This is a genomic window from Arthrobacter sp. StoSoilB22 (assembly GCF_019977315.1).
Classification (GTDB): domain Bacteria; phylum Actinomycetota; class Actinomycetes; order Actinomycetales; family Micrococcaceae; genus Arthrobacter.
Genome location: NZ_AP024652.1, coordinates 2,581,744 through 2,603,685 on the forward strand (window position 1 = coordinate 2,581,744; position 21,942 = coordinate 2,603,685).

19 protein-coding genes, 2 tRNA genes and 1 riboswitch are annotated in these 21,942 nt (G+C 61.4%); of the genes, 3 read left to right on the plus strand and 18 right to left on the minus strand.

Going from position 1 to position 21,942, the window contains the following annotated elements:
- Positions 1-6: 6 nt before the first annotated feature.
- The 5 genes from LDN70_RS12005 to LDN70_RS12025 form a co-directional block, all read right to left on the minus strand.
- On the minus strand, positions 7-825 hold the full coding sequence (locus tag LDN70_RS12005; RefSeq protein WP_223940415.1) for a carbohydrate ABC transporter permease: 819 nt from the start codon (positions 823-825) through the stop codon (positions 7-9).
- On the minus strand, positions 822-1,691 hold the full coding sequence (locus LDN70_RS12010; RefSeq protein WP_142939020.1) for a carbohydrate ABC transporter permease: 870 nt from the start codon (positions 1,689-1,691) through the stop codon (positions 822-824). The genes LDN70_RS12005 and LDN70_RS12010 overlap by 4 nt, the downstream gene beginning before the upstream one ends.
- Positions 1,688-3,076, minus strand: a complete 1,389-nt coding sequence (locus LDN70_RS12015; RefSeq protein ID WP_223940416.1) for an extracellular solute-binding protein — start codon at positions 3,074-3,076, stop codon at positions 1,688-1,690. Before LDN70_RS12015 ends, LDN70_RS12010 begins: the two co-directional genes overlap by 4 nt.
- Before the next feature lie 101 nt (positions 3,077-3,177).
- Positions 3,178-4,377 carry an ROK family transcriptional regulator gene (locus LDN70_RS12020; RefSeq protein ID WP_166840522.1) on the minus strand — a complete coding sequence of 400 codons (1,200 nt, stop codon included), beginning with the start codon at positions 4,375-4,377 and terminating at the stop codon, positions 3,178-3,180.
- 224 nt (positions 4,378-4,601) lie between these two features.
- A complete protein-coding gene (locus LDN70_RS12025; protein WP_223940417.1) occupies positions 4,602-5,756 on the minus strand; it encodes a class I SAM-dependent methyltransferase in 1,155 nt (384 codons plus the stop codon).
- A 174-nt stretch (positions 5,757-5,930) separates the two neighbouring features.
- Here LDN70_RS12025 and LDN70_RS12030 point away from each other — a divergent pair, with 174 nt between their 5' ends.
- Positions 5,931-6,308: a cupin domain-containing protein gene (locus tag LDN70_RS12030; RefSeq protein ID WP_223940418.1), complete on the plus strand. Its 378-nt coding sequence runs from the start codon at positions 5,931-5,933 to the stop codon at positions 6,306-6,308.
- A gap of 62 nt (positions 6,309-6,370) precedes the next feature.
- Here LDN70_RS12030 and LDN70_RS12035 read toward each other — a convergent pair.
- Positions 6,371-6,443, minus strand: a tRNA-Ala gene (locus LDN70_RS12035).
- Positions 6,444-6,833: 390 nt separating this feature from the next.
- On the opposite strand from LDN70_RS12035, the gene LDN70_RS12040 reads away from it, so the two are divergent.
- Positions 6,834-7,424 carry a ScbR family autoregulator-binding transcription factor gene (locus LDN70_RS12040; RefSeq protein ID WP_223940419.1) on the plus strand — a complete coding sequence of 197 codons (591 nt, stop codon included), beginning with the start codon at positions 6,834-6,836 and terminating at the stop codon, positions 7,422-7,424.
- A 79-nt stretch (positions 7,425-7,503) separates the two neighbouring features.
- On the opposite strand, the gene LDN70_RS12045 is transcribed toward LDN70_RS12040, so the two are convergent.
- From LDN70_RS12045 to LDN70_RS12100, 12 genes are all read right to left on the minus strand, one after another.
- Positions 7,504-7,579, minus strand: a tRNA-Ala gene (locus tag LDN70_RS12045).
- Positions 7,580-7,695: 116 nt separating this feature from the next.
- Positions 7,696-8,100, minus strand: coding sequence for a ribosome silencing factor (gene rsfS / locus LDN70_RS12050; protein WP_142939014.1), 405 nt, complete (start codon positions 8,098-8,100; stop codon positions 7,696-7,698).
- A gap of 102 nt (positions 8,101-8,202) precedes the next feature.
- Entirely contained in the window at positions 8,203-9,423 is a 1,221-nt protein-coding gene (locus LDN70_RS12055) for a hypothetical protein (RefSeq protein ID WP_223940420.1), read from the minus strand.
- A 7-nt stretch (positions 9,424-9,430) separates the two neighbouring features.
- Positions 9,431-10,051, minus strand: coding sequence for a nicotinate-nucleotide adenylyltransferase (gene nadD / locus LDN70_RS12060; RefSeq protein WP_250821229.1), 621 nt, complete (start codon positions 10,049-10,051; stop codon positions 9,431-9,433).
- Between the two features lie 55 nt (positions 10,052-10,106).
- Positions 10,107-10,346: a hypothetical protein gene (locus LDN70_RS12065; RefSeq protein WP_223940421.1), complete on the minus strand. Its 240-nt coding sequence runs from the start codon at positions 10,344-10,346 to the stop codon at positions 10,107-10,109.
- Between the two features lie 84 nt (positions 10,347-10,430).
- Entirely contained in the window at positions 10,431-11,795 is a 1,365-nt protein-coding gene (locus tag LDN70_RS12070; RefSeq protein WP_142939010.1) for a glutamate-5-semialdehyde dehydrogenase, read from the minus strand.
- The gene (gene proB / locus LDN70_RS12075) at positions 11,792-12,973 is read right to left on the minus strand and encodes a glutamate 5-kinase (protein ID WP_223940422.1); all 1,182 of its coding nucleotides are present in this window, start codon (positions 12,971-12,973) and stop codon (positions 11,792-11,794) included. Before proB ends, LDN70_RS12070 begins: the two co-directional genes overlap by 4 nt.
- Positions 12,963-14,549, minus strand: coding sequence for a GTPase ObgE (gene obgE / locus LDN70_RS12080; protein ID WP_142939008.1), 1,587 nt, complete (start codon positions 14,547-14,549; stop codon positions 12,963-12,965). The genes proB and obgE overlap by 11 nt, the downstream gene beginning before the upstream one ends.
- A gap of 154 nt (positions 14,550-14,703) precedes the next feature.
- Positions 14,704-14,967 (minus strand): 50S ribosomal protein L27, encoded by a 264-nt coding sequence (rpmA, locus tag LDN70_RS12085; RefSeq protein ID WP_003803426.1) that lies wholly within the window; start codon positions 14,965-14,967, stop codon positions 14,704-14,706.
- A gap of 61 nt (positions 14,968-15,028) precedes the next feature.
- A complete protein-coding gene (rplU, locus tag LDN70_RS12090; protein ID WP_018777818.1) occupies positions 15,029-15,337 on the minus strand; it encodes a 50S ribosomal protein L21 in 309 nt (102 codons plus the stop codon).
- A gap of 398 nt (positions 15,338-15,735) precedes the next feature.
- The gene (gene thiD / locus LDN70_RS12095) at positions 15,736-17,280 is read right to left on the minus strand and encodes a bifunctional hydroxymethylpyrimidine kinase/phosphomethylpyrimidine kinase (protein ID WP_223940423.1); all 1,545 of its coding nucleotides are present in this window, start codon (positions 17,278-17,280) and stop codon (positions 15,736-15,738) included.
- Positions 17,271-17,369, minus strand: a riboswitch (TPP riboswitch). It overlaps the preceding gene by 10 nt.
- 183 nt (positions 17,370-17,552) lie before the next feature.
- Complete coding sequence (locus tag LDN70_RS12100) at positions 17,553-20,741, minus strand: Rne/Rng family ribonuclease (RefSeq protein WP_223940424.1); 3,189 nt, start codon at positions 20,739-20,741, stop codon at positions 17,553-17,555.
- 472 nt (positions 20,742-21,213) lie between these two features.
- Here LDN70_RS12100 and LDN70_RS12105 point away from each other — a divergent pair, with 472 nt between their 5' ends.
- Positions 21,214-21,882 (plus strand): vitamin K epoxide reductase family protein, encoded by a 669-nt coding sequence (locus LDN70_RS12105; RefSeq protein ID WP_142939005.1) that lies wholly within the window; start codon positions 21,214-21,216, stop codon positions 21,880-21,882.
- The last annotated feature ends 60 nt before the right edge of the window (positions 21,883-21,942 follow it).

Consider the following 21,942-nt stretch of genomic DNA (forward strand, 5'->3'; position numbering starts at 1 on the left):
AGAAAGCTAACCCTTCATAGCACCGGACAGGGCAAACGAATTTCCCATGCCACGGGATACCAGCGCGTAGAGCACCAGCACGGGGACCGAATACAGGATGGAGAACGCGGCCAGTTGGCCGTACGCAATTGCACCGTGCTGGCCAAAGAAGCTGAAGATTGAGACAGCGGCTGGTTGCTTAGCGCTGGATAACAACAGGATGAACGGGACGAAGAAGTTCCCCCACGCCTGAATGAAAACGAAGATGAACACCACTCCGAGTCCTTGCCGCATCAGCGGCAACACGATGCTCCGCAGCGCCGCCAGCGTCGATGCACCGTCCACCCATGCCGCTTCCTCCAACTCACGAGGGACCGAATCCATGAAATTCTTGGTCATCCATATCGCCATGGGCAAAGTTGTGGTGGCCATGAAAAAGATGGTCGCCGCCATTGAATCCAGAAACTGCAGCTGAACAAACAGGCCATAGACCGGCACCATGATGGCCGTCACGGGGAGCGATGTCCCAAAGAGAATCGTGTACAGGAAGGGCTTGTTGAACCTGGACTGATACCTGGACAAAGGGTAGGCGGCAAGCACAGCTGCAAGCACATTCACCACAGCAGTGCCCGCCGATAACAGGAAACTGTTTGCCAAGGGCTGGAACAACAACTCAGGAGTCATCACCGCTCGAAAATTCTCAGTGGACGGCGCCACAGGAACTTTGGTCTGGTAGCCGGCCTGAGGATCAACGGAAGCCAACAGCAACCACAGCAGGGGCGCAACAAAGCACACCCCGATCACCGCAAGGGCGACGTCCGCGCCCAGCTTCGCCTTGGTAGTCATGTCTTTTGCTCCCGTAGCAGCCTCACGTACACCGCGCCGAAAACCATTCCCAGCAGAATCAGTACAGACGCCACAGCTGTGCCGTAGCCGATGTCACCGAACTTGAAGGCCTCCTGGTAGGCCAACACGGGCAACGTGGTACTGGCATTGGCCGGACCACCTGCAGTCATCACCCAGATGAGGGTGAACACTGCCAACGTCTGAAGGGTGATCAGCATCAAGTTAGTGGCAATGCTGCTCCGGATCAGCGGAAGCGTGATGAACGCGAGGCGTTGCCAGCCGCGCGCTCCATCCATGAGCGCAGCCTCCGCCACATCCCGGGGAACATCAGCCAACGCCGCACGGTAAACCAGCATGGAAAACGCAGTTCCACGCCACGTGTTCGCCAGCACGATTGCCACCAAGGGAAAGGAATACAACCAATCCGGCCCCTCACCTCCCAAGGCGCCCACTACCTGGTTGAGCGTCCCGTCCCGGTTGAAGTAGGCGTAAGCGGCAAAAGCCGCCACGATCTCCGGAAGCACCCAGGCCGCCACCACTGCAGTACCCACCCACGCTGCCACTGCCTTGCGCGAACGGGTCATCAGCAGGGCAATGAGTAAACCCAGCACATTCTGGCCCAGCACTGCGGAAGCCACGACGAACACCACCGTGAGCCAGGCGGAGAAAGGAAAGTCATCATCGCTGAACATCCGGACGTAATTGTCTGCTCCCACCCACTGCGGATCCCTGGCAGCCTTACCGGACAACGCGGCGTCCGTGAATGACGCATAAAAAGACCACGCCACAGGAGCCAGCAGGAACACCAGGAGCAGAAGAACGGCAGGAAATACCGGCAGCAGCCGCAGGAAGCGGCGAATTCTCATTTCTCCAGAACCTTGTCCTCACCTGCCAGTTTCCGAACGGTGGCATCGTATTCAGCTGCTGCTTCCTCAGGACTCTGCTTACCGGTGATCACAGATTCCGTAGCTACCTGGACGGCTGTGGAAATTCTGGGGTAATCGGCCGTCGCGGGCCGGTAGTGCGTCACCTTCACCAGCTCTGAAACGTCCTTCACGAACGGGTTGGCCGCCAAGTATCCCGGATCCGATGCCACATCCGTACGCACGGCGATCTGGGAATTATTGACGTCGAAGGCAAGCGCATTCTTTTTGTTCAGCGCCGTGGTGAGGAAGTTGAAGGCGAGCTCAGGGTTCTTGCTCTTCGCCCCCACAGCCAGTGCCCAACCGCCGGACATGCTCACACCTCCAGGATCCTGTCCCTTCTGGGTGGGGAACATCGCGACCCCCATCTTCTGCTCGTACCCGGCCCACTCATAGGCGCCGCCCTTCTGCCAGAACGACGGCGAATAGGAACCCTCCACGGTTGCGCCCAGTTTGCCTTGCGGGAACCACTCGCCAAAAACCTTCTTCCAGACGTTGGCGTCCAGGGCTTCGGCAGGACTCACGGCCAGTTTCTCGTCATAGAGGGTTTTGAGGAAAGCCAGGGAGTCCCTGAACCCTTGGGAACCCACCACCCATTTCTTCTGGTCCCTGTCATACAAACTGCTGTCAGTGCCATACAGCAGTTCGTAGAAGCTCTGCATGACCGTGCCCTCGCCGGTCCCCTTACCTGCGTACATGGTGAAAGGGATGACCTGGGGATCAGAAGCCTTGATGGCGCGGGCGGCCGTGAGGATCTCGTCCCAGGTCTTTGGTTGCCACGGCACCGGAATTCCAGCCTTCTGAAGGACGGACTTGTTGTACCATATTGCCCGGGTATCGGTGCCCAGCGGGACCGCGTAAATACCGCCGTCGTCCGCACGTCCGGCCTCCTTGGCTGCGTCGTTGAACGACTTCCAGTCATCCCATTTCTCAAGGTAACTGTCCAGCTTGAGCAGGTACCCGGCGTCGACGTCGGAACGCACCTTGAAGGTGTCCTCATAGAAAACGTCAGGTGCCGTATCAGCTGACCGCTGGGCCAAGGCTAATTTGGTCCCGTAGTCGTCGTCGTTGGCCTGGATGGGTTGGAGGTCCACTGTCACACCGCTGTTGGACGCTTCGAATTCCGTTTTTGCGTCCTGCATGACCATATCCAGGGCCGTGAACGAGTCGCTCTTCTGATAAACGATCTTCAGGGTCTTGCTCACCGTGGCCTCAGGCGTAGGCGAACAGGACGTCGCTGCCGCAAATACGGCAGCGACGGAAACAAGCGCTGCGGCAAACTTCACTGGCGCGTACTTCAGTGGCGCTTTGATCACAGGACGGCGCATGGTGCTCCATTCAGTCGAACGTGGCTACAGCCCCCATACTTCACCGTGACACACCTGCGACGTGGCCGAGCCGTATGGTTATTCAGTTGTCCTACTACTAACTAGCCCTCCAGCAGGAGCCTTTGCGCCCGTGGTGCCAGCATGTGCTCCAAAACCAGGCAGGCGGCACCGATGGCTCCAACGTCCTCGCCCACGCCAGATCCCACAACTTCGAGATCGTGGATCATGCGGGCCGCGTTGTTTTTGTCCAACAGTTCCGGAACACGTTCCATGAAGTAGGGCGACATCCGCCCCCAGAACGGGCCACCGAAAACGACGCGCTCCACGTCCAGGGTGTTGGTCACTATGGACACGGCACGCGCAACGAGGGTTGCGGACTTGTCCAAGATGGCGATTGCCCTGCCGTCACCGGCGTCGGCTGCGTCGCACAACTGGGCATACCGTTCCTGGACTTCGGGGCCGTCCGCACCAGCCCGATGCCCTTCCAGCACACCAGCGGCTTCGGCTTCGGCCACCAGCACCTGCGGGATGCAGGAAGACTTTACGCAGCCACGCAGTCCGCAATCACACAGCGGACCCTGCGGGTCCACCACGATGTGGCCGATTTCGCCGGCATTGCCCGAGGTCCCGCGCACTACTTCATCATTGAGGACAATGCCGCAGCCGATGCCTGTTCCCATGTACATGAACACGAAGCTGCCTGCACCGCTGGCGCCGCCTGCCCAGGTTTCCGCAACGGCAGCACTGGTCACGTCCTTGTCCACCAAGGTTTCCATGCCGGTGGCCTCGGCTAAGGCCTCCCGGATGCGCACACGGTTCCACCGTGTCAGGAGCGGAGGCTCCACCACCGAGCCTTCGTCAAGGTCGATGGGTCCGGGGACAGCAACGCCCAGCCCGGCAATCTTGGACGCATCGACCCCTGATTCCTCAATGAGGATATTGATCTGCCCGGCGATGCTGGTGATCACCCCGGCCGGATCACCACCGGGAGTTGCCATCCGGGAATGCTTGACGACCTCACCCAGCAGGTCCAGAACTACGAAGGTGATGACTGCCGGATCCAGATGAACGCCCACAGCGTACATTCCGGCCGGGTTCAGGCGCAGGATGGTCCTGGGCTTACCCGGACCAGAGCCCTCCTTGCCGGCCTCCACGATCAACTGCTGATCCAGCAGACGCCTGGAAATGTTGGAAATGGTCTGCGGGGAAAGTCCCACGATCTGAGCCAACTCCACACGGCTGAGCCCACCTGATGAGCGGCGGATCGCCTCCAGAATGACAGTTAGATTAAAGTCCCCCATGCGGGGAAGGTTGGTTCCGCGCCTCGGTGTCGGCTGCCGGATCTCAGTCACTGATGCCCCTAGTCATTGGGATGAACTTCGTCGAAGTTGGTCTTTGTCTGAATCGTACGATACCGCCGCCGTTGGGGATATGAGCACACGCTGACACCGGCATCAGGGCTTGGTAACGATGCCGGTTGAGTGTGCCAGCGGCAGCCATGTGCTCAGATCCTTGATGGCACCGCTTAAGACTTCCGACTCCGCGTTACCGTGAATTTTGGATTCCGGCCTTCCTCCACCGTCGGCCCGATATGCCGTTCAAGTGCCGCGCGGTACTGCAGATGGCTGTTGTAGACGGTCCACAGCTCTCCACCAGGGGCGAGAACCCGCGCAGCAGCCTGGAACATTTTCAGAGCTGCGCCGGCGTGAACACTGGCGCCCAAGTGGAACGGCGGGTTCAGCAGGATGAGGTCCGCGCTGCCTGGTTCAAGGGTGGACATGGCGTCATCGTGGATCACTGCCACCCGCTCCCCCAGTCCGTTGGCCTTCGCTGTTGCCTTTGCTGAAGCGACGGCCGCAGCGGATTGGTCGGTGGCGACCACAAGGGCATCCGGATGGCGAAGTGCGTACATCGTGGCGAGGATACCGGTCCCGCAACCGAGGTCAACAGCCTGCCGGGCAGCCGGTATACGGTCCATGAAGGTCAGCAAGTAGCGCGTGCCAATGTCCAGGCGTGCGCCGGAGAAAGCAGCGCCATGCGCACAAACCGTAATCCCCAATTCCGGAAGGGACTCCACCACCGGAAAAGGGTGATCATTCGGCGCTGCTTTGGGCTCACGCGCCACCAGAACCCGGGACTTTTGCCGGGCAAGTTGCGGCTGGACTGATGCGAAGTACCGTTCCAGGACTGCATTCATGCCGAGCGACATGTGCTTGACGCGACCTCCGGCGAGCAGGACCGCATCCGGGGCAGCAAACCTGGCTACGGCGTCGGCGATTTCCTCCAACTCAGCCAGCGACTTAGGCAACTGCAAAAGCACTACGTCGGCGTCGTCCAATAGCTCCCGGCTCAGCTCGTGTCCGGTGAAGCGACCCTCCAAGCCGGCAGAAACTGCGTTGCGTTCCAGCGCCAGCCTTCCGGAGAACAGATCCTGGTTTACGCGTACATGCCCGACGGCGAGTCCTGCCAGGGCGCCCAACGTCAGGGCGCCGTAGCGGTCGCCAATGACAACCACCTTGGAGTCGGGGCCAACCAGATCTGTAGCCGTCTCCAGCAGGAGCCTGTCTGTGGCATCAAAAGCCTGAAGGTTGTCCGCCTCGACGTCAGGAAGCCTACTCAACCTGCCCAAGAGCGCTTCAACATCCATTGCCGTCACGTTGAGTTTCTCGCTTTCATGCATAACTGTCTCGACTTTACGGTGGCGTGGGAGGAACCTAGTGCTTGCAGGACGCAAACACCTGTCACGCCTTCCGGTGGGAACCACGGAGGCGGCAGGCACAGGTCACGGCGACCCTTGGAGCCAGGCACCGGGATCTACCCATCATTTGGGCTCCCCCTCCCTCTGTGAGAAGCCATGAGTGTCAATGTTGTCACGAACCTTGAAGTAAAGTCCCACAACTCTCCCGACGAAACGAGGCGACCCAACAAGACGGTGCTGGACCTCGTCACCGTGGGCGAATACACAATCGGCCGGATGACCTTCGAACCAGGCTGGACGTGGGCCGACTGCGTCAAACCTGTAGTGGGCACCGACTCGTGCGAATTGAGCCACGTAGGATTCTGCGTTTCCGGCAACTTGGAAGTAGAAACCACCGACGGCGGCAAGATCAACATTTCAGCCGGTGATTCCTACAGCATCCCGCCGGGTCATAACGCCCGCGTGGTGGGCGACCAACCGTTCCAAGGCGTCGAGTTTGTCAGCGGCGCCGAATTCGCGCGCCCCGCCGAGTAACCCCGAATCCACACGGACAACGAAAAAGACCCCGCTCAATGAGCGGGGTCTTTCAACCGAAGTGGAGCTGAGGGGACTCGAACCCCTGACCCCCTGCATGCCATGCAGGTGCGCTACCAGCTGCGCCACAGCCCCGGATTTATAGTGCAAATCCGCTACTTCCAAGCGGAATGATTTCTCTTCCCGTCGAAGCAACTCGTCAATACTAACCACAATCGCTTGAGAAGCGAAATCGTCTGAATATGACCTGCATCACCGCGATAGGTTGGCCCGCCGAGGTTGCCGCAGCCGAGGTGCGTTGGATCATTCCACCGCACCTCCCCCCAAAACCAGCTGCGCCGGAGCCGCCCTCAACCAAACGGCATGGCTCCCCCTGAAGTCTAGAATTTCCTGGCACTAAAACCAAACCGTTCAGTCGGTTTAGGATTGCTGAGGCCCGTCGCGCCCCCGGTGGTAGCGTTGTGGAGTCTCGACGGCGGCCCACCCCTCCGTCTCCTGACTCACCCGAGAGGCCACCCACCACCGATGCAACAACGTGCGAAAGACACCAGGCTTTCCGTCATTGAAGGTGCCGCCCGGGTTTTCGCGGAAATCGGTTACGGCAACGCAAGCCTGACCGACATCACCAAGCGCGCCGGCGTCACCAGGGGTGCGCTCTACTTCCACTTCACCTCGAAGCGGGAGTTGGCATTGGCTGTCATCGAGGAACAGCACGCAATCGTTCAGGCGGCAGGATCTGAAATAGCAGCCTCGGAAGCCCCCGCCTTAGACAGGCTCATAGGCCTCTGCAGGATGTTCGGGCAACAACTCCTGGACGAACCCGTGGTCCAAGGCGGCATACGACTGACTTTCGAAGCCTCCGCGTTCGACGCTGACGTCTCGGGCCCCTACCAGGATTGGATCAACACAGCGGAGCAGCTGCTGCGACAGGCAGCCACGGACGGCACCGTCCGTGCCGACCTGGATGCCGCCGCCTTTGCCAGATATCTGGTTGCATCCTTCACTGGAGTTCAGATGGTTTCCGAGGTCCTTACATCACGTGAAGACGTCCTGCTGAGGATCGAACAGATGTGGGAGTTCATGCTGCCGGCTCTACAGCCAACCAGTTCCAACTAGCCAGTTTTCCGCGGGGACGTTTTTCCAACGCGAAAAGGTCCTGCCTTCTTCATGATTCATGAAAAAGACAGGACCTCGTTGGTGGAGCTGAGGGGACTCGAACCCCTGACCCCCTGCATGCCATGCAGGTGCGCTACCAGCTGCGCCACAGCCCCATATTCTTGCTGCTTCGCGATCAGCTTTTCGGCTACCCGCGCCGAAGCAACTCAAATATCTTAGAACAGCATTTCCGAAAATTCCAAATCGGACATATTTCGGCAGGCTGCTGCTCCTAGTGCCCGGAATCCTCCGCGGTAACAGCCTTGGCAGAAGCGTCATCGCCCAATTCGAGGTCCACCACAGGGCAGTCCTTCCAGAGCCGCTCCAAGGCGTAGAACACCCGGTCCTCGGAGTGCTGGACGTGGATCACGATGTCGGCATAGTCCAAGAGGACCCAACGACCTTCGGACCGGCCCTCGCGGCGTACAGGACGAAGGTCCTGCTTCATCAGTTCTTCCTCAATACCGTCAACAATGGCGTTGACCTGACGCTCGGTGGGAGCCGACGCAATCAGGAAAACGTCAGTGAGCGCCAAACGCTCGCTGACATCCAATGCGACGATGTCCTCGGCAAGCTTCTCAGCCGCGGCACGCGCAGCGTGACGAGCGAGTGTGATGGATTGTTCATGTGCAGACACGGGGTACTCCTTGTTGTGGCCAATGGCCTGTGTTTGGCGTGAGCCATTTGTACAGCGATAGTTCGTGAGCCATTTTGCAGCGATAGTTACTCTCCAGCGGAACTAGCCGCTGGTGATCATGATGATGCCGACGATGAGGGCCACAAGGCCCAGCGCCAGGACGCCGAATTGCAACAGCCTGTTACGTTGAGCGCGGGCCAAGCCCGCAGTGTTGGCATCCAAAGGATCAAGGCCGTACGCCGCGCTGGCCGAAACTGGTGTGCGCTGGGCTTCTTCGTTGGGCTCCCCCGCCGGCTCAGGACGTTTCCTTGCCGATTTCGCTACCGCCTCTGCACGGGCCAGAACGCCGGCGCGGCCACGGGATCCCGACTTTTTGGCCTGGGTTTGTCCGGAGTCGACTGTAGGCCCGGCTGAGGTAATCAGCGGAACAAACGTGGTGCTGGGGCGCTTCATGACGGGACGCTCAATCCCCGGCATCTTCACGAACTCCAGTGGAGTCACCATCGCGAGGTTGTTTGCCGTGGACGGTCCTGCGTCCGCCGTGGGCGACTTCCCGTTCCCGCCGGAACCCGAAGGGGTCTTACCGGAATCCGAGGTGGTCTTTCCGGAATCCACCTGGGTCTTCTCAGCAAGCTTCTGCTTGGCAGCAGCACGCTTGTTCAAGACTGCAGCACGCTCCGCGAGGGCAATCTGCTGAGCCAGCACATCAGGATCCACGGCCAAGGGATCCTGCTCGGCGATATGTTCCAGCTTAGCCGTCTGGTTTTCCACCTGGGCGGCGATCAGTTGCCGAACTGCAAGCGCCTGTTCCACGGACATTTCGGACTCCGCGGGAGCGCTGGAAGGCTTGTTGGCGGCTTCCGGCTGGGGTGCCTCTTGTGCGGTTTCGTCCTCTTTGGCCGCATCCTTTGCAGTCTGTTGCTTGGCTGGCGCGGGCGCAGCGGACGAGCCGGCAGGCATGGGGACAATCGGATTCATGGAGGTGGCAACTTCAGCCTGAAGTTGCTGGAGGCGCAGCTGGCGACGCGTGGGCGGGCCCCCACCGGAGAGCTGCTCCTCCTTGTCGGCCAGCTCCTTGATGGTGCGCAGCGCGGCACGATCCCGGGCACGGATCTGGGAGGACCGTTCCTGGGCCGCAGGCCCTACGGCATCCACCGGAACATCGGCGGCGCGGCGATTGCGGCCGTTCGGACGGTCGGCATGTGGAGGATTCTCTACCTTCTCAGGCGCGGAAATATCCACGTGCTGTTCCTCGGGGCGCTCTTCACGGGCACGCCGAAGCTCACGCCTGCTGCGGATGGGTCGCTGGTCCTGGCTGCTCATTCAAAACTCATTCAGTACGTGCTTGGTCGTCTGATCCGGACAGTGCGGGTGTCAGATCTGCTTCGATGGGTGGCGCCGCGTACAGTCCATACTTTGCGATGTATTGCACCACTCCGTCAGGCACGAGGTACCAAACCGGATTCCCTGCACCCACGCGGGTCCTGCAATCCGTGGAGGAGATTGCCATGGCAGGAACTTCCAACAAGCTGACGTCATCCCTGCCCATGTCGTGCAGTTCATGCCCTGGACGGGTAACGCCAACGAAGTGGGCCAAGGACCACAACTCGTCCACGTCCTTCCACGAAAGGATCTGAGCCAAAGCGTCTGCGCCGGTGATGAAGAAAAGGTCGGCGTCAGGACGCTCTGCACGGAGATCGCGGAGGGTATCAATGGTAAAAGTAGGCCCCGGACGGTCAACATCCACCCGGCTTACAGTGAACCGGGGATTGGAGGCTGTAGCGATGACCGTCATCAGGTAGCGGTGCTCAGGCCTGCTGACCAGCTTGTGGGACTTCTGCCACGGCTGGCCTGTGGGTACGAAGACCACTTCATCCAGGCCGAACTTCGCTGCCACTTCACTGGCAGCAACAAGGTGGCCGTGATGAATGGGATCGAACGTTCCACCCATCACGCCCAGCCGGAGCCTGCGCCCCGCCTCCCCACGCGGTGTTGCGGCGATAATGTTAGTGGCCTTGGCCGTGCGTGTGCTTGTTCGGGTGCTGGCGGTGCGGATCGGCGTGCTCTTCCACAGCCTCATGGCGGTTGCCAAGGTTGGTGTAGGCGAGGGTTATGAACAGGAGAACCAGCATGAGGGCGAACATCACTGCGCCGAAGACCCACGGCTCGGCCCACAGCGGAGCGAGTTCCTCGTGGCCGCCTTCAGTTTGGGCGGCAATGGACGTGGCGATCTGCTGAAACAGCATCTTCTCCCCTAGTTGGTTCTCAAAGGATTTTTCGACGGCGGGACTCCCCGCCGTTCCGGACTTCTGTTCTATGTTACCGCGTTGCTAGCCGCGGATCTGGCCCTCGCCCTGGACGATCCACTTGGTGGTGGTCAGCTCCGTGAGGCCCATGGGACCCCGGGCGTGCAACTTCTGGGTGGAAATACCCACCTCGGCTCCGAGGCCTAGCTCGCCGCCGTCAGTGAACCGGGTGGAGGCATTGACGATCACAGCTGCGGAATCTATGTCCGCGATGAACTTCTCAGCGTTTGCCAGGTTGTTGGTGAGGATCGCTTCAGTGTGTCCGGTGGTCCAGGTACGGATGTGGTTGACTGCTTCATCCAAGCTGTCCACCATAGCGACGGCCAGATCGAGATCCATGTACTCGGTGGCCCAGTCCTCGTCGTCGGCAGGAACGGTTTCCACGTCCTTGCCCAAAGCAGCAGCGATCCGATCATCCACGTGGAGGGTGACACCGGCCGAACGCAAGGCTTTGGCAACGGCAGGCAGAACCGTGGACCCGGAATGCACCAGCAGGGTCTCCACGGTGTTGCAGACGCTGGGCCTCTGAGTTTTGGCGTTGAGGAGGATCTCTACGGCCATCTCTTCACCCGCGGACTCGTCGATGAAGATATGGACATTCCCTTCGCCGGTTTCAATGACAGGCACGGAAGAGTTGGTCACCACCGTTTGGATGAGATCGCGCCCACCGCGGGGAATGAGGACATCCACACGGCCGCGGGCTCGCATCAGCACGTTGGCTCCTTCGCGGCCGTACTGGTCCACGGTCTGCACCGCGTCAGCGGGCAGGCCAACGGAATCCAACGCTTCGCGAAGAATCCGGACAAGTGCCTCGTTGGTGTTGGCCGCGGCGGAACCTCCACGAAGGATCACAGCGTTGCCGCTCTTCAATGCAAGGCCGGCAATATCTACTGTGACGTTCGGCCGGGCCTCATAAATGGCGGCCACAACACCCATGGGGACGTTTACTTGGCGCAGGCGCAGTCCATTGGGAAGTGTCTGGCCCCGGACCACGTTGCCCACAGGATCGGGCAATCCGGCCAGGTTTTCCAAAGCAGCCACCAAGCCGTCAATACGGGCGGGGGTCAAGGTCAAACGGTCCAGGAGTGCTGCTGAGGTGCCGTTTGCCCGGCCTACGGCGACATCCTTGGCATTGGCTTCCAATACATGCTTCCGGTTCTCCACTAAGGCAGCTCCGATGGCGCGCAGCGCGCGGTCTTTCCATGCGCGGTTTGCCTGTCCCATACGGCGGGCAGCCTTACGGGAGCGGTCCGCTATGGCGTGAACGGCAGCCTGGACATCTTCCGGTGACAACGGCGCGCCGCCTGCTGCAGGGTTCTCCGGCGTCTGGCCGGGGGTACCGGAAACATCAGAGATCACAGGGGCGTCAGGGGTCAGCGCTTCAGTCATGCTCCAAGTTTAGATGAGCGCGATGCCCTCAGGAGCACCAGATCATCAACATGAACAACTTCGCGGTCATAGCCGCGGCCCATGGCTTGGCCCAGCTCCTGGGTGGTGCGGCCCAACATGCGCGGGAGTTCATCGGAAGAGTAATTCACCAAGCCGCGCGCCACCACCGTTCCGTCGTGGGCAACCATCTCAATGGGGTCGCCGGCTTCGAAGTCACCGCTGATGTCCGAAATGCCTGCGGGAAGGAGTGACCTGTGCCGGTCGCGCACGGCTTTCACTGCGCCGTCGTCGAGCATCAACCGGCCCTGGACCGTGGCCAGGTGCGCCAACCAGAGGAGGCGGACCGGCTTGCGATTGCCATTCACGGAGAACCAGGTTCCCACATCCCCGCCGGACAAGGCTGCCGCAGCGTTGGCCGTGGACGTGACCAAGGCATGGATGCCCGAGCCGGCAGCAATGGACGCAGCTTCCACTTTGGTCATCATGCCGCCGGTTCCTACGCCGGCTTTGCCTGCCTTGCCGATGGTCACATCCTCAAGGTCCCGCGGACCTCGGACCAGCGGAATGCGTTGGGCGCCTTGGGAAGGCGGGCCGTCGTAGAGGGCGTCGACGTCGGAGAGCAGCACGAGCGCGTCGGCGCGAACCAGGTGCGCCACCAAGGCAGCCAGGCGATCGTTGTCGCCGAAGCGGATCTCATGGGTGGCCACGGTGTCGTTCTCATTGACTACCGGCACCACGCCGAGGTTCAACAATCTGTCCAGCGCCCGGAATGCATTGGTGTGCTGCGTTCGGCGCATGAGGTCATCGGCAGTCAGCAGAACCTGACTGACGGTCACGCCGTGGGCGCTGAACGCCTGCGTGTACCGTGCCATCAGGAGGCCCTGCCCAACACTCGCGGCAGCCTGCTGCGTGGCCAGGTCTTTAGGCCGCTTGGCCAAACCCAAGGGGGCAAGACCGGCGGCGATGGCACCCGAGGACACCAGGATGATCTCCGTGCCTGCATTGCGCTTGTCAGCAAGAGCATTTACCAGCCCGGTGAGGGACTTCTCGGAGATGCCACCCTTGATGCTGGTCAGCGAGGATGACCCCACTTTGACAACAATTCGCTTGGCGTTGGCGAGGGCTTGACGTTCAAGGCCTTCTGCTGTGTCCGGAGCGTCGACAGTCCTAGTCGTCATCACCGGAATCCAGGTGACTTTCCTTCACTGCCTGCGCGCGCCGACCACTGACGGATTCGGTCCAGATACCAGCCTTGCGCTCCGCTTCGAGCTCGGCCCTCGCGGCAGCCTTGGCCTCACGGCGCTCGATCTGCTCATCGCGCTTCTGTGAACGTGTGGGACGGTCACCGATGTCCGCGACGCGGATGTCAGTCCCGCGGGGCGTTGCAAGGAGTTCAGCGCCGGCCATCATGGTGGGCTCCCAGTCGAACACCACGCCATCGTCTTCACCGATGACCACGGTGTCGCCGGGCTTGGCGCCAACCTTGAACAGCTCAGTTTCCACACCAAGCTTGGCAAGACGATCGGCAAGGTAGCCAATGGCTTCCTCGTTGGTGAAGTCAGTCTGCTTGACCCAGCGCACAGGCTTTTCACCCAATACGCGGAACAGGGGCTCGAGGTTCTTCTCCTCGCGGCGGATTTTGAATCCGGACTCGTTGACGGCGCGCGGACGCAGGACGGGAGGTGCCACCTTGGGAGGCGCGGTCTGCACGGCGTTACGTGCTGCTTGGACGATCTCAGCCATGGCAAAGCCGAGCTGACGCAAACCTTCGTGGCTTGTTGCCGAGACTTCAAAAACTCGGTATCCGCGGGCTTCAAGGTCCGGACGGACGAACTCGGCCATATCCTTGCCGTCAGGAAGATCCACCTTGTTGAGGACTACCAACTTGGGGCGCTCATTCAGTGGCACCACTTCACCGTCAACGCCGGCATAGCTCATGTCTACCGCGTACTTCTCGAGTTCGGCTTCGATGATGGCGAGGTCGGAAAGGGGATCACGGTCTGATTCAAGGGTTCCGCAATCAAGGACGTGAACCAGCGCAGCGCAGCGCTCTACGTGCCGCAGGAAGTTATGGCCCAAGCCCTTGCCTTCGCTGGCGCCTTCGATCAGGCCGGGAACATCGGCGATGGTGAAGCGCACGTCGCCGGCCTGCACCACACCAAGGTTGGGAATGAGGGTGGTGAAGGGATAGTCGGCAATCTTGGGCCGGGCAGCAGACATGGCCGCAATGAGGCTCGACTTACCGGCAGAGGGGAAACCGACCAAGGCGATGTCTGCGATGGACTTCAGTTCCAGGACGATGTCGCTGGATTCACCTTCGATGCCCAGCAGGGCAAAGCCCGGCGCCCGGCGCTTCTGCGATGAAAGGGATGCGTTGCCGAGGCCGCCTTGGCCACCAGCGGCCGCAATGTACTCAGTGCCCTCGCCAACGAGGTCAGCCAGGACTTCGCCGTCCTTGGTCTTGACCACGGTGCCATCGGGCACGGGAAGAATCAGGGTTTCACCGTTCTTGCCGCCTCGCCAGTCACCCATGCCTGGGCCGCCGTTGGTGGCGTGGCGGTGGGGAGCGTGGTGGTAGTCGAGCAGCGTTGTGGTCTGGGCGGAGACGCGAAGGATGACATCGCCACCGTTGCCGCCGTTGCCGCCGTCAGGGCCGCCGAGGGGCTTGAACTTCTCACGCTTGACAGAGACACAGCCGTGGCCGCCGGTTCCGCCGGATACGTGCAGGACTACCCGGTCTACAAAGCTCGCCACGTGGATCTCCTCAGTTGCTGTCTTACAGCGTTTGTTGCTGTTGCCAGCGCTGTTGCAAAAACCAGTGCGCTACGGCGCCCTAGTCGATTGTAATGCGGTTAAAAGAACGGTGGAGCGGGCCGTTTGGCCCGCTCCACCGGTTCAGAACTTGTTGTTACTCTGCAGCTGCAGCAGCAACGATGTTCACTACGCGACGGCCGCGGCGAGTACCAAACTCAACCGCACCGGCCTGCAGTGCGAACAGGGTGTCGTCGCCACCGCGACCGACGCCTGCACCCGGGTGGAAGTGGGTTCCACGCTGGCGAACGATGATCTCGCCAGCGGAAACTACCTGACCACCGAAACGCTTGACGCCCAGGTACTGAGCGTTGGAGTCACGACCGTTGCGAGTGGAACTCGCGCCTTTTTTGTGTGCCATGTGAAATGCCTGCCTCTAAATTTCTGGGGAAACTGAAAAACCTGAACAGCGGTAACGAAAGTTACGCGATGCTGGTGATCTTGATCTTGGTCAGTTCCTGACGGTGACCCTGACGCTTCCGGTAGCCGGTCTTGTTCTTGAACTTCTGGATGACGATCTTCGGACCACGGAGGTCTTCGAGGATCTCAGCCGTGACCTTGACGTTGGCCAGTTCCGCAGCAGCGGAAGTGACCTTGTCGCCGTCAACCAGGAGCAATGCGGGCAGCTCAAGCGTGCTACCGGCTCCACCGGGGACGCGGTTCAGCGTTACGTAGTCTCCAACGGAAACTTTTTCTTGGCGGCCGCCTGCGCGGACAATCGCGTACACCACTTGGGTACTCACTTCTCTCGACGTTTATTACAAAATTTGCGTGCGGAACCTTGAACCGGAATCAGGCCTGGTTCGCGCTGTGCCTCAACGCCGTGGACTTCTGATCGAAGCCCGCGAGTCATCCCATGAACAATTCCAAGGGGCATAACCCAAGTGTTGGCGTAAGCACCGAAGATCAAGATTACGCTAGTTTGACCTTCGTCTGCAAATGAGGCCGAGTCCGGAGGCTACCTCGTGACTTGCGTCACCAGTTGATACGGACTCTCCCGGCACCGTGCCCATACAGCCTACCGTGTTTGCGCGAGATTAACGCGATTCGGCCAGCGACGCGCGGAAGTGTCCCCGCAATCGCATCGAATCCGCCCAAGGGAACCCTGCCAAAGTGACGCCCGGCAAACTCAGGCAAACAGCCTGGGAGCATCGAAGAATGCGGTCTCGTAACGGCAGGACTGGGTGAAGGCCTCCATCATCGCGGCCCTCTCCGTATCAGAAGCCGCGACCGCCGCAGCATCCGTGAGGCTGATCGCTTTCCGCGTTGCCGCGGCGAAGTCCTCGTCAGCGTAGGTCGTCAGCCAGTCGGCATACGCATGGTCCGCCGCGGCGCCCGCATTCAGGTAATTGGCATGGAGCTGCCGCCCCACCTCCGCGTACAACCAGAAGCAAGGAAGTATTGCGGCGAGAACCACGGCGTAACTGCCGGAAGCGGACGTTGCCAGCAAATGGTCCACGTAGGACTTGGTGACCGGCCCCAGTGCGGTCGGCGCTTCACGGCTGCTTAGCCACGTCCTGTGCAACTCCGACTCTACCTCCAGGCATTGCTGCGATGACCTGGCCCAGAACAGTTGCTCTTCTTCCGTGGGGGCCAGGGCGCCGGCACGTGCCAAGACCCGGGAGTACCCGTTGAGGTAGATCGCATCCTGGGCGAGGTAGTAAGTGAAATCACGTTCAAGGAGTTCGCCGGATTGGAGTTGCTGAATAAAGGGAAGTCCATGAATGGATTCGAGTTCCGGAACGGCCGCCTCCCACAAAGCCGCAGCGAAGGCGCCCGGGGCTGACGCTCGCTGGAGGTGATGGAAGTGATGCACCGGACCGTTCCCCCGGCCTACCTGGAGTTCCGCCGAGGCTGTCAAAGCTCCGAGTAGCCAGGGCTTTACTTCCCGCAGTGATGTTTCCCAGTTGCCCGTGCGGGCCTGGACGGTGGCCAGGGCGGACGAAAGAGAGCAACCGGTTCCGTGGCTGTTGCGCGTCGCCACGCGGGGACCTGATACCTCCACAACATCCCGTGACAAAAGCCCTGTGGTGTTCACCAAGGCATCCGGGCATTCCGGGCCCGGCAAGTGGCCACCCTTGACCAGAACTGTGTTTCCGTACTCCGCAGCAAGCCGCTTGCCTTGCTCCAGTGCCGAAGCCCAGTCTGCTGCCTCAGGCTCCCCCAGCAGCATGGCAAGCTCAGGAACATTGGGAGTAATGAGGTGGGCCAGGGGTAGCAGTGAACGCAGGGCATTCTCCGCGGACTCCCGCAGCAGCCGGTCGCCACTGGTGGCCACCATCACCGGATCAAGAACCACGACGGCGGGGCGCACCTCTTCGAGCCAGTCCCGGACCTGGGCAATGACGGCAGCATCGCCGAGCATTCCGATCTTGACGGCATCAACGATGATGTCGCCGCTAATTGCTTCCAGTTGCTGACGCAGGAAATGCGCCGGAGGGACGTGGACTGCGCTCACCCCCACTGTGTTTTGCGCGGTGAGAGCCGTAATGGCAGCCATGCCGTACCCACCCAACGCTGCAATGCTCTTCAGGTCCGCCTGAATACCGGCACCGCCGGAAGGGTCCGAACCGGCAATAGTGAGAACGCGCGGGACCTGGCGGGCTGACGTGTGAGCGTCCAGCGGGTATACCGAGTGGAGCGGGTACACAGATGAATGTAGTGATGCAGTCATGAGGACATCCCTTCGCCGGTGCTAACCGGACAGGTTCAACGGGTCTGGATCTCAGCCGGGCCCATCGCCCGGCACCCCGTGTCAGTCCCCTAGCCTAGCCGGGAAGCCTGGTGCTGCAGGTACCGAACCATCCGGGAGCCCGGATGTGACCGTGGAACGCGTTCCCTGCCGCGGATTCAAGGCAACGCGAAAGGGCCCTGCGCTACCGCCGGAGGCAGGTAGCGCAGGGCCCTTTCAGCCGATGTTGGCCGTGGAGAGCGGCTCGGCCGTGACTAAAGCTCCGAGGCTGGAACCCCTACCCCAAGAATGATGGGCTCGGAGGCCGGCGCCTTCTTGACTGGCTCCACGGGCGCCTTGGCCTCATGGGACGAGCCCTGGGGGGCCGAGGCCGTCACCACATGGTGCTCGACGCTGGTTTCATTGGCCGCACCCTGAGCCCGGCTGGCACTGCGGTTGCGACGACCACGACGACCCTGCGGAGATGCCGAAGCCTCAGGATCTTCCTCAACCCGCGCCGGTGCGTCAGCCTTCCGGGCCACAGCAGGCTCCTGTACGGCCAGCGGAGCGGGTTGTTCCTCAGATGCCGGAGCGGCGCCAAGGTGGGAGAACGCTTCCGCCAGGAGGTCCAGGCTCATGGCAGGCTTGTTTGCCTGCGGTTCCTCGTGATGCTCCACGAACGGCAACGCAACTTCTTCTCCGCCGAAGCGCAGGACCGGAGTGGACCTGGCTTCCTGGGCGGCTGCATCGCGGTTGGCGGCTTCATGTGCTGATGCCCCCGCTTCGTTGCCGGCTGAGGTTCCGGATCCGGCGTCGGCCGTCCCTTGGTGTTGGCCGGCCGCCCGTGCCTGCTCTTCTGCACGGTGAACTTCGTCGTCGTGCAGGTGCGCGGCGTGCGCCGCAGCGGCAATGGTTGCCAGGGCAGCCCTGGTGGCCTCCGCCTTGGCCTGCCGGGCAGGATCCTGCGGTTCAGTCGGGGTCGCGGGGGCAACCGGGGTAGTCGTGGTCGTATGGACCTGTGCAGGGGTTTCGGCTACGGCCTGTCCCCCACCCTTCCCGCGGCGGCGTTTGCGTTCCGTCCGTGCAGCTGGCTGCTGTACCTCGGAGTGCGGGCGGTGTTGCTCGGCTGCCACCACGTTGGCGCGCCGGTGTTCAACGGGCTCGTCATGAGTGACGACGCCACGTCCGGCGCAATGCTCGCACTGCTCACCGAATACCTCAAGAAGGCCGGTGCCCATGCGCTTACGTGTCATCTGGACCAAGCCCAGGGACGTCACCTCGGCCACTTGGTGCTTGGTGCGGTCCCGGCCCAGGCACTCCACCATGCGTCGCAGGACGAGGTCGCGGTTGGATTCGAGGACCATGTCGATGAAGTCGATGACGATGATGCCGCCGATGTCGCGCAGACGGAGCTGGCGCACCACTTCCTCGGCCGCTTCAAGGTTGTTTTTGGTGACCGTTTCTTCAAGGTTTCCACCGCTGCCGGTGAATTTGCCGGTGTTGACGTCCACCACAGTCATGGCCTCGGTACGGTCGATGACCAACGAACCACCGGACGGGAGGAAGACCTTACGTTCCAGGGCTTTATGGATCTGCTCGTCGATGCGCCATGCAGCGAAGATGTCCTGATCCTTGGTCCACTTTTCGAGGCGGCCCACCAGATCAGGGGCAACGTAGGTTACGTATGCCTCGATGGTGTCCCAGGCGTCGTCACCGGAGACGATCAGCTTGGAGAAGTCCTCATTGAAGACATCACGGACCACCTTGATAGTGAGGTCCGGTTCGCCGTACAGCAGTTCAGGGGCAAGGACCTTGGTGGAGGAGGCCTGACCTTCGATGCCTTCCCACTGGGCACGCAGACGGTTGATGTCGTGCGTCAGCTCTTCTTCCGACGCACCCTCAGCGGCTGTGCGGACAATGACACCTGCGTTTTCCGGCAGGCGGTCCTTCAGGATGCGCTTGAGTCGGTTGCGTTCGACGTCGGGCAGCTTGCGGGAGATGCCGGTCATAGAACCACCGGGCACGTACACAAGGTAGCGGCCGGGCAAGGAGATCTGGCTGGTGAGGCGGGCACCCTTGTGACCCACGGGGTCTTTGGTGACCTGAACCAGGACGGAGTCTCCGGACTTCAGGGCGTTCTCGATCCGGCGCGGCTGGCCTTCGAGGTTGACCGCGTCCCAGTTGACTTCACCGGCGTACAGGACGGCGTTGCGGCCGCGTCCGATGTCCACGAAAGCAGCTTCCATGGACGGCAGCACGTTCTGGACCTTGCCCAAGTACACGTTGCCGATCAGGGAGTCCTGCTGGGTCTTGGACACGAAGTGCTCGGCGAGCACACCGTCTTCCAGGACACCGATCTGGATTCTGTCGTCGCGCTGGCGAACGATCATTTGACGGTCCACCGATTCGCGGCGGGCAAGGAACTCGGCCTCGGTGATGACCTGGCGGCGGCGTCCGGTCTCCCGGGACTCACGGCGCCGCTGCTTCTTGGCCTCCAACCGGGTGGAGCCCTTGACACCGGTCACGCGGTTTGACGGAGCTGTCTCGGTGATGGGGCGGGGGGCACGGACGCGGGTGACCGTGTTGGGCGGATCATCATCAGCGCCGCCCGTCAGTTCAAGATCCTGGTCTCCACGACGACGACGGCGACGACGACGAGACGTCACGCCTTCCTCAAGGGCTTCAGGTGCCGGCGCTTCTTCATCGTCAGTCTCGGTGCCGTCCTCGGCCTCGTTCTCATCGCGTTCGGTTCCGCGGCGACCACGGCGGCCACGGCTTCTGCGACGACGACGGCTACCAGCGTCTTCCAGCTCGCCGTCGGCAGGGACTTCGGCTTCTTCTTCGGGCTCCTCGGCTTTTTCTTCAACCGGGGCAACGCGGGGAACGGTGGTGAGGTCCGGGGCCTGGAAGATCATGGACGTGATGGAAACCGGCTCCATGAACAATGATGTGGAGGCGGCAGCAGCGGCTTCCTCGGCGGGTTCCTCGGTGGCGGCTTGGGCTTCAGCCTCGTCTGCAGCTGCTTCAGCGGCAGGTGCCTCGGGCTGGGAGGCCTTTTCCGGCGTCGTGCTGTCCGCCACGGCTTCCGCAGCTGCGGGTGCCTCGGCTACCTCAGCTTTGGGCTTGGCGGTACGACGGCGGCGGACCGGCTTTTCGGGGGCAGGTTCGGCCATCGCTTCGGGCGCGGCTTCTGCGGCGGCTTCGGGCGCGGCAGTGGCGTCATCCCCCAAACCGGGCAAAGGCTCGGCAGGCTCTGCCTTCTTGCGGGAGCGGGTGCGGCGCACCGGCGCTTTGGTGGCCTCCGGGGTCGCTTCCGGCGCCGGCGTGTCAGCCGCAGGCGCCTCTACGTCAGCAGCAACCTTCGGCGCTGCCTTGCGCCGGGTCCTGGTGGCTTTCTTGGGCGCTTCCGCAGTTTCCGCGGGAGCTGCCTCGTCATTAACGGCTACAACCTGGTCATTATCCATATGTGGCAACACTCCTGCCCCAGCGACGCCGCCACATCCGGCGCCCAGTGGAGCAAATATTGTCAAAACCCGCAGGCGTTGACAGAAGTCGGCAGTATGCCTCCCGGTTCGCACCAGCATTGGGGTGCGGCAGCCCTGGAAGGCCGGCGGCTTTATTCTGGAACCCGTTGTTCTGCTGCCACAACCAGGTGCCGTCCATTGTCATGGCGGGCCCACCGAGGATCACGTGATCCGGGCATGCCCAGCTCATACTGGCGGTCTTGGGAACAAAGTCACCGGACCGGGTGTCGAATGTGGATCGACGTCCGGCCATGTTCATTCTCTCACACCCCTGCACATTCGCGGCGAAGGCCGCTGTGTCGCGGTACTCCGCCAGCGAAGCTGGGGGCGGCGCCCAGTCTTCGGAGTTACAATCCTCCCAAGAGCCCTTCCCGGCTTGCCGGGCCATTTGTCGAAAAGGACCACATCCACGATGCCAAGCACCGCCAGGGAAAACCTGGCCAATCAAGCCACAGTCCATGTGGAGGACATGTCCACCCCTCAGGACTCCCTTCCCGCGACGGTCCGGGACAGGCCCTTTGCCTGGCTGTTGCTGATCACCGGTGTTATTGGATGGTTGGCGTCCGGAGCCCTGGTACTGGAGAAACTTGAGGTGCTCAAGGATCCCAACCATGTAACCGTGTGCGATGTAAATCCCTTTATCTCCTGCGGTGCCGTGATGCAGACACCGCAGAGCTCTGTGTTCGGTTTCCCTAACATGTTCATCGGCATCGTCGCCTTTGCTGTGATCATCACTACGGCCATGGGCATCCTCGCCGGAGCTAAGTATTCACGGGGTTACTGGCTGGGTCTCCAAGCCGGCGTGACCCTCGGGTTCGCCTTTGTTGTGTGGCTGTGGTCGCAGGCCCTCTACGCAATCCATGTTCTGTGCCCGTTCTGCATGGTGGTGTGGGCCGCCATGATCCCGCTTTTCGTCTGGGTGACCATCCGCAACGTCACCAGCGGGGTCATCAAGGCGCCACCCGCAGTGGTCAAGCTGCTGTCCGGTTCAGGCTGGATCATCGTTGCCCTGCTGTATGTGGCCGTCATCGCCACTATTTTCTTCTCTTTCATGCACCTCTTCGTGCCGTCCACAGCGTAGAACCACCACTCGCCGTAAAACAGTTAAGGCCAATGTTCACGAAGAACATTGGCCTTAACT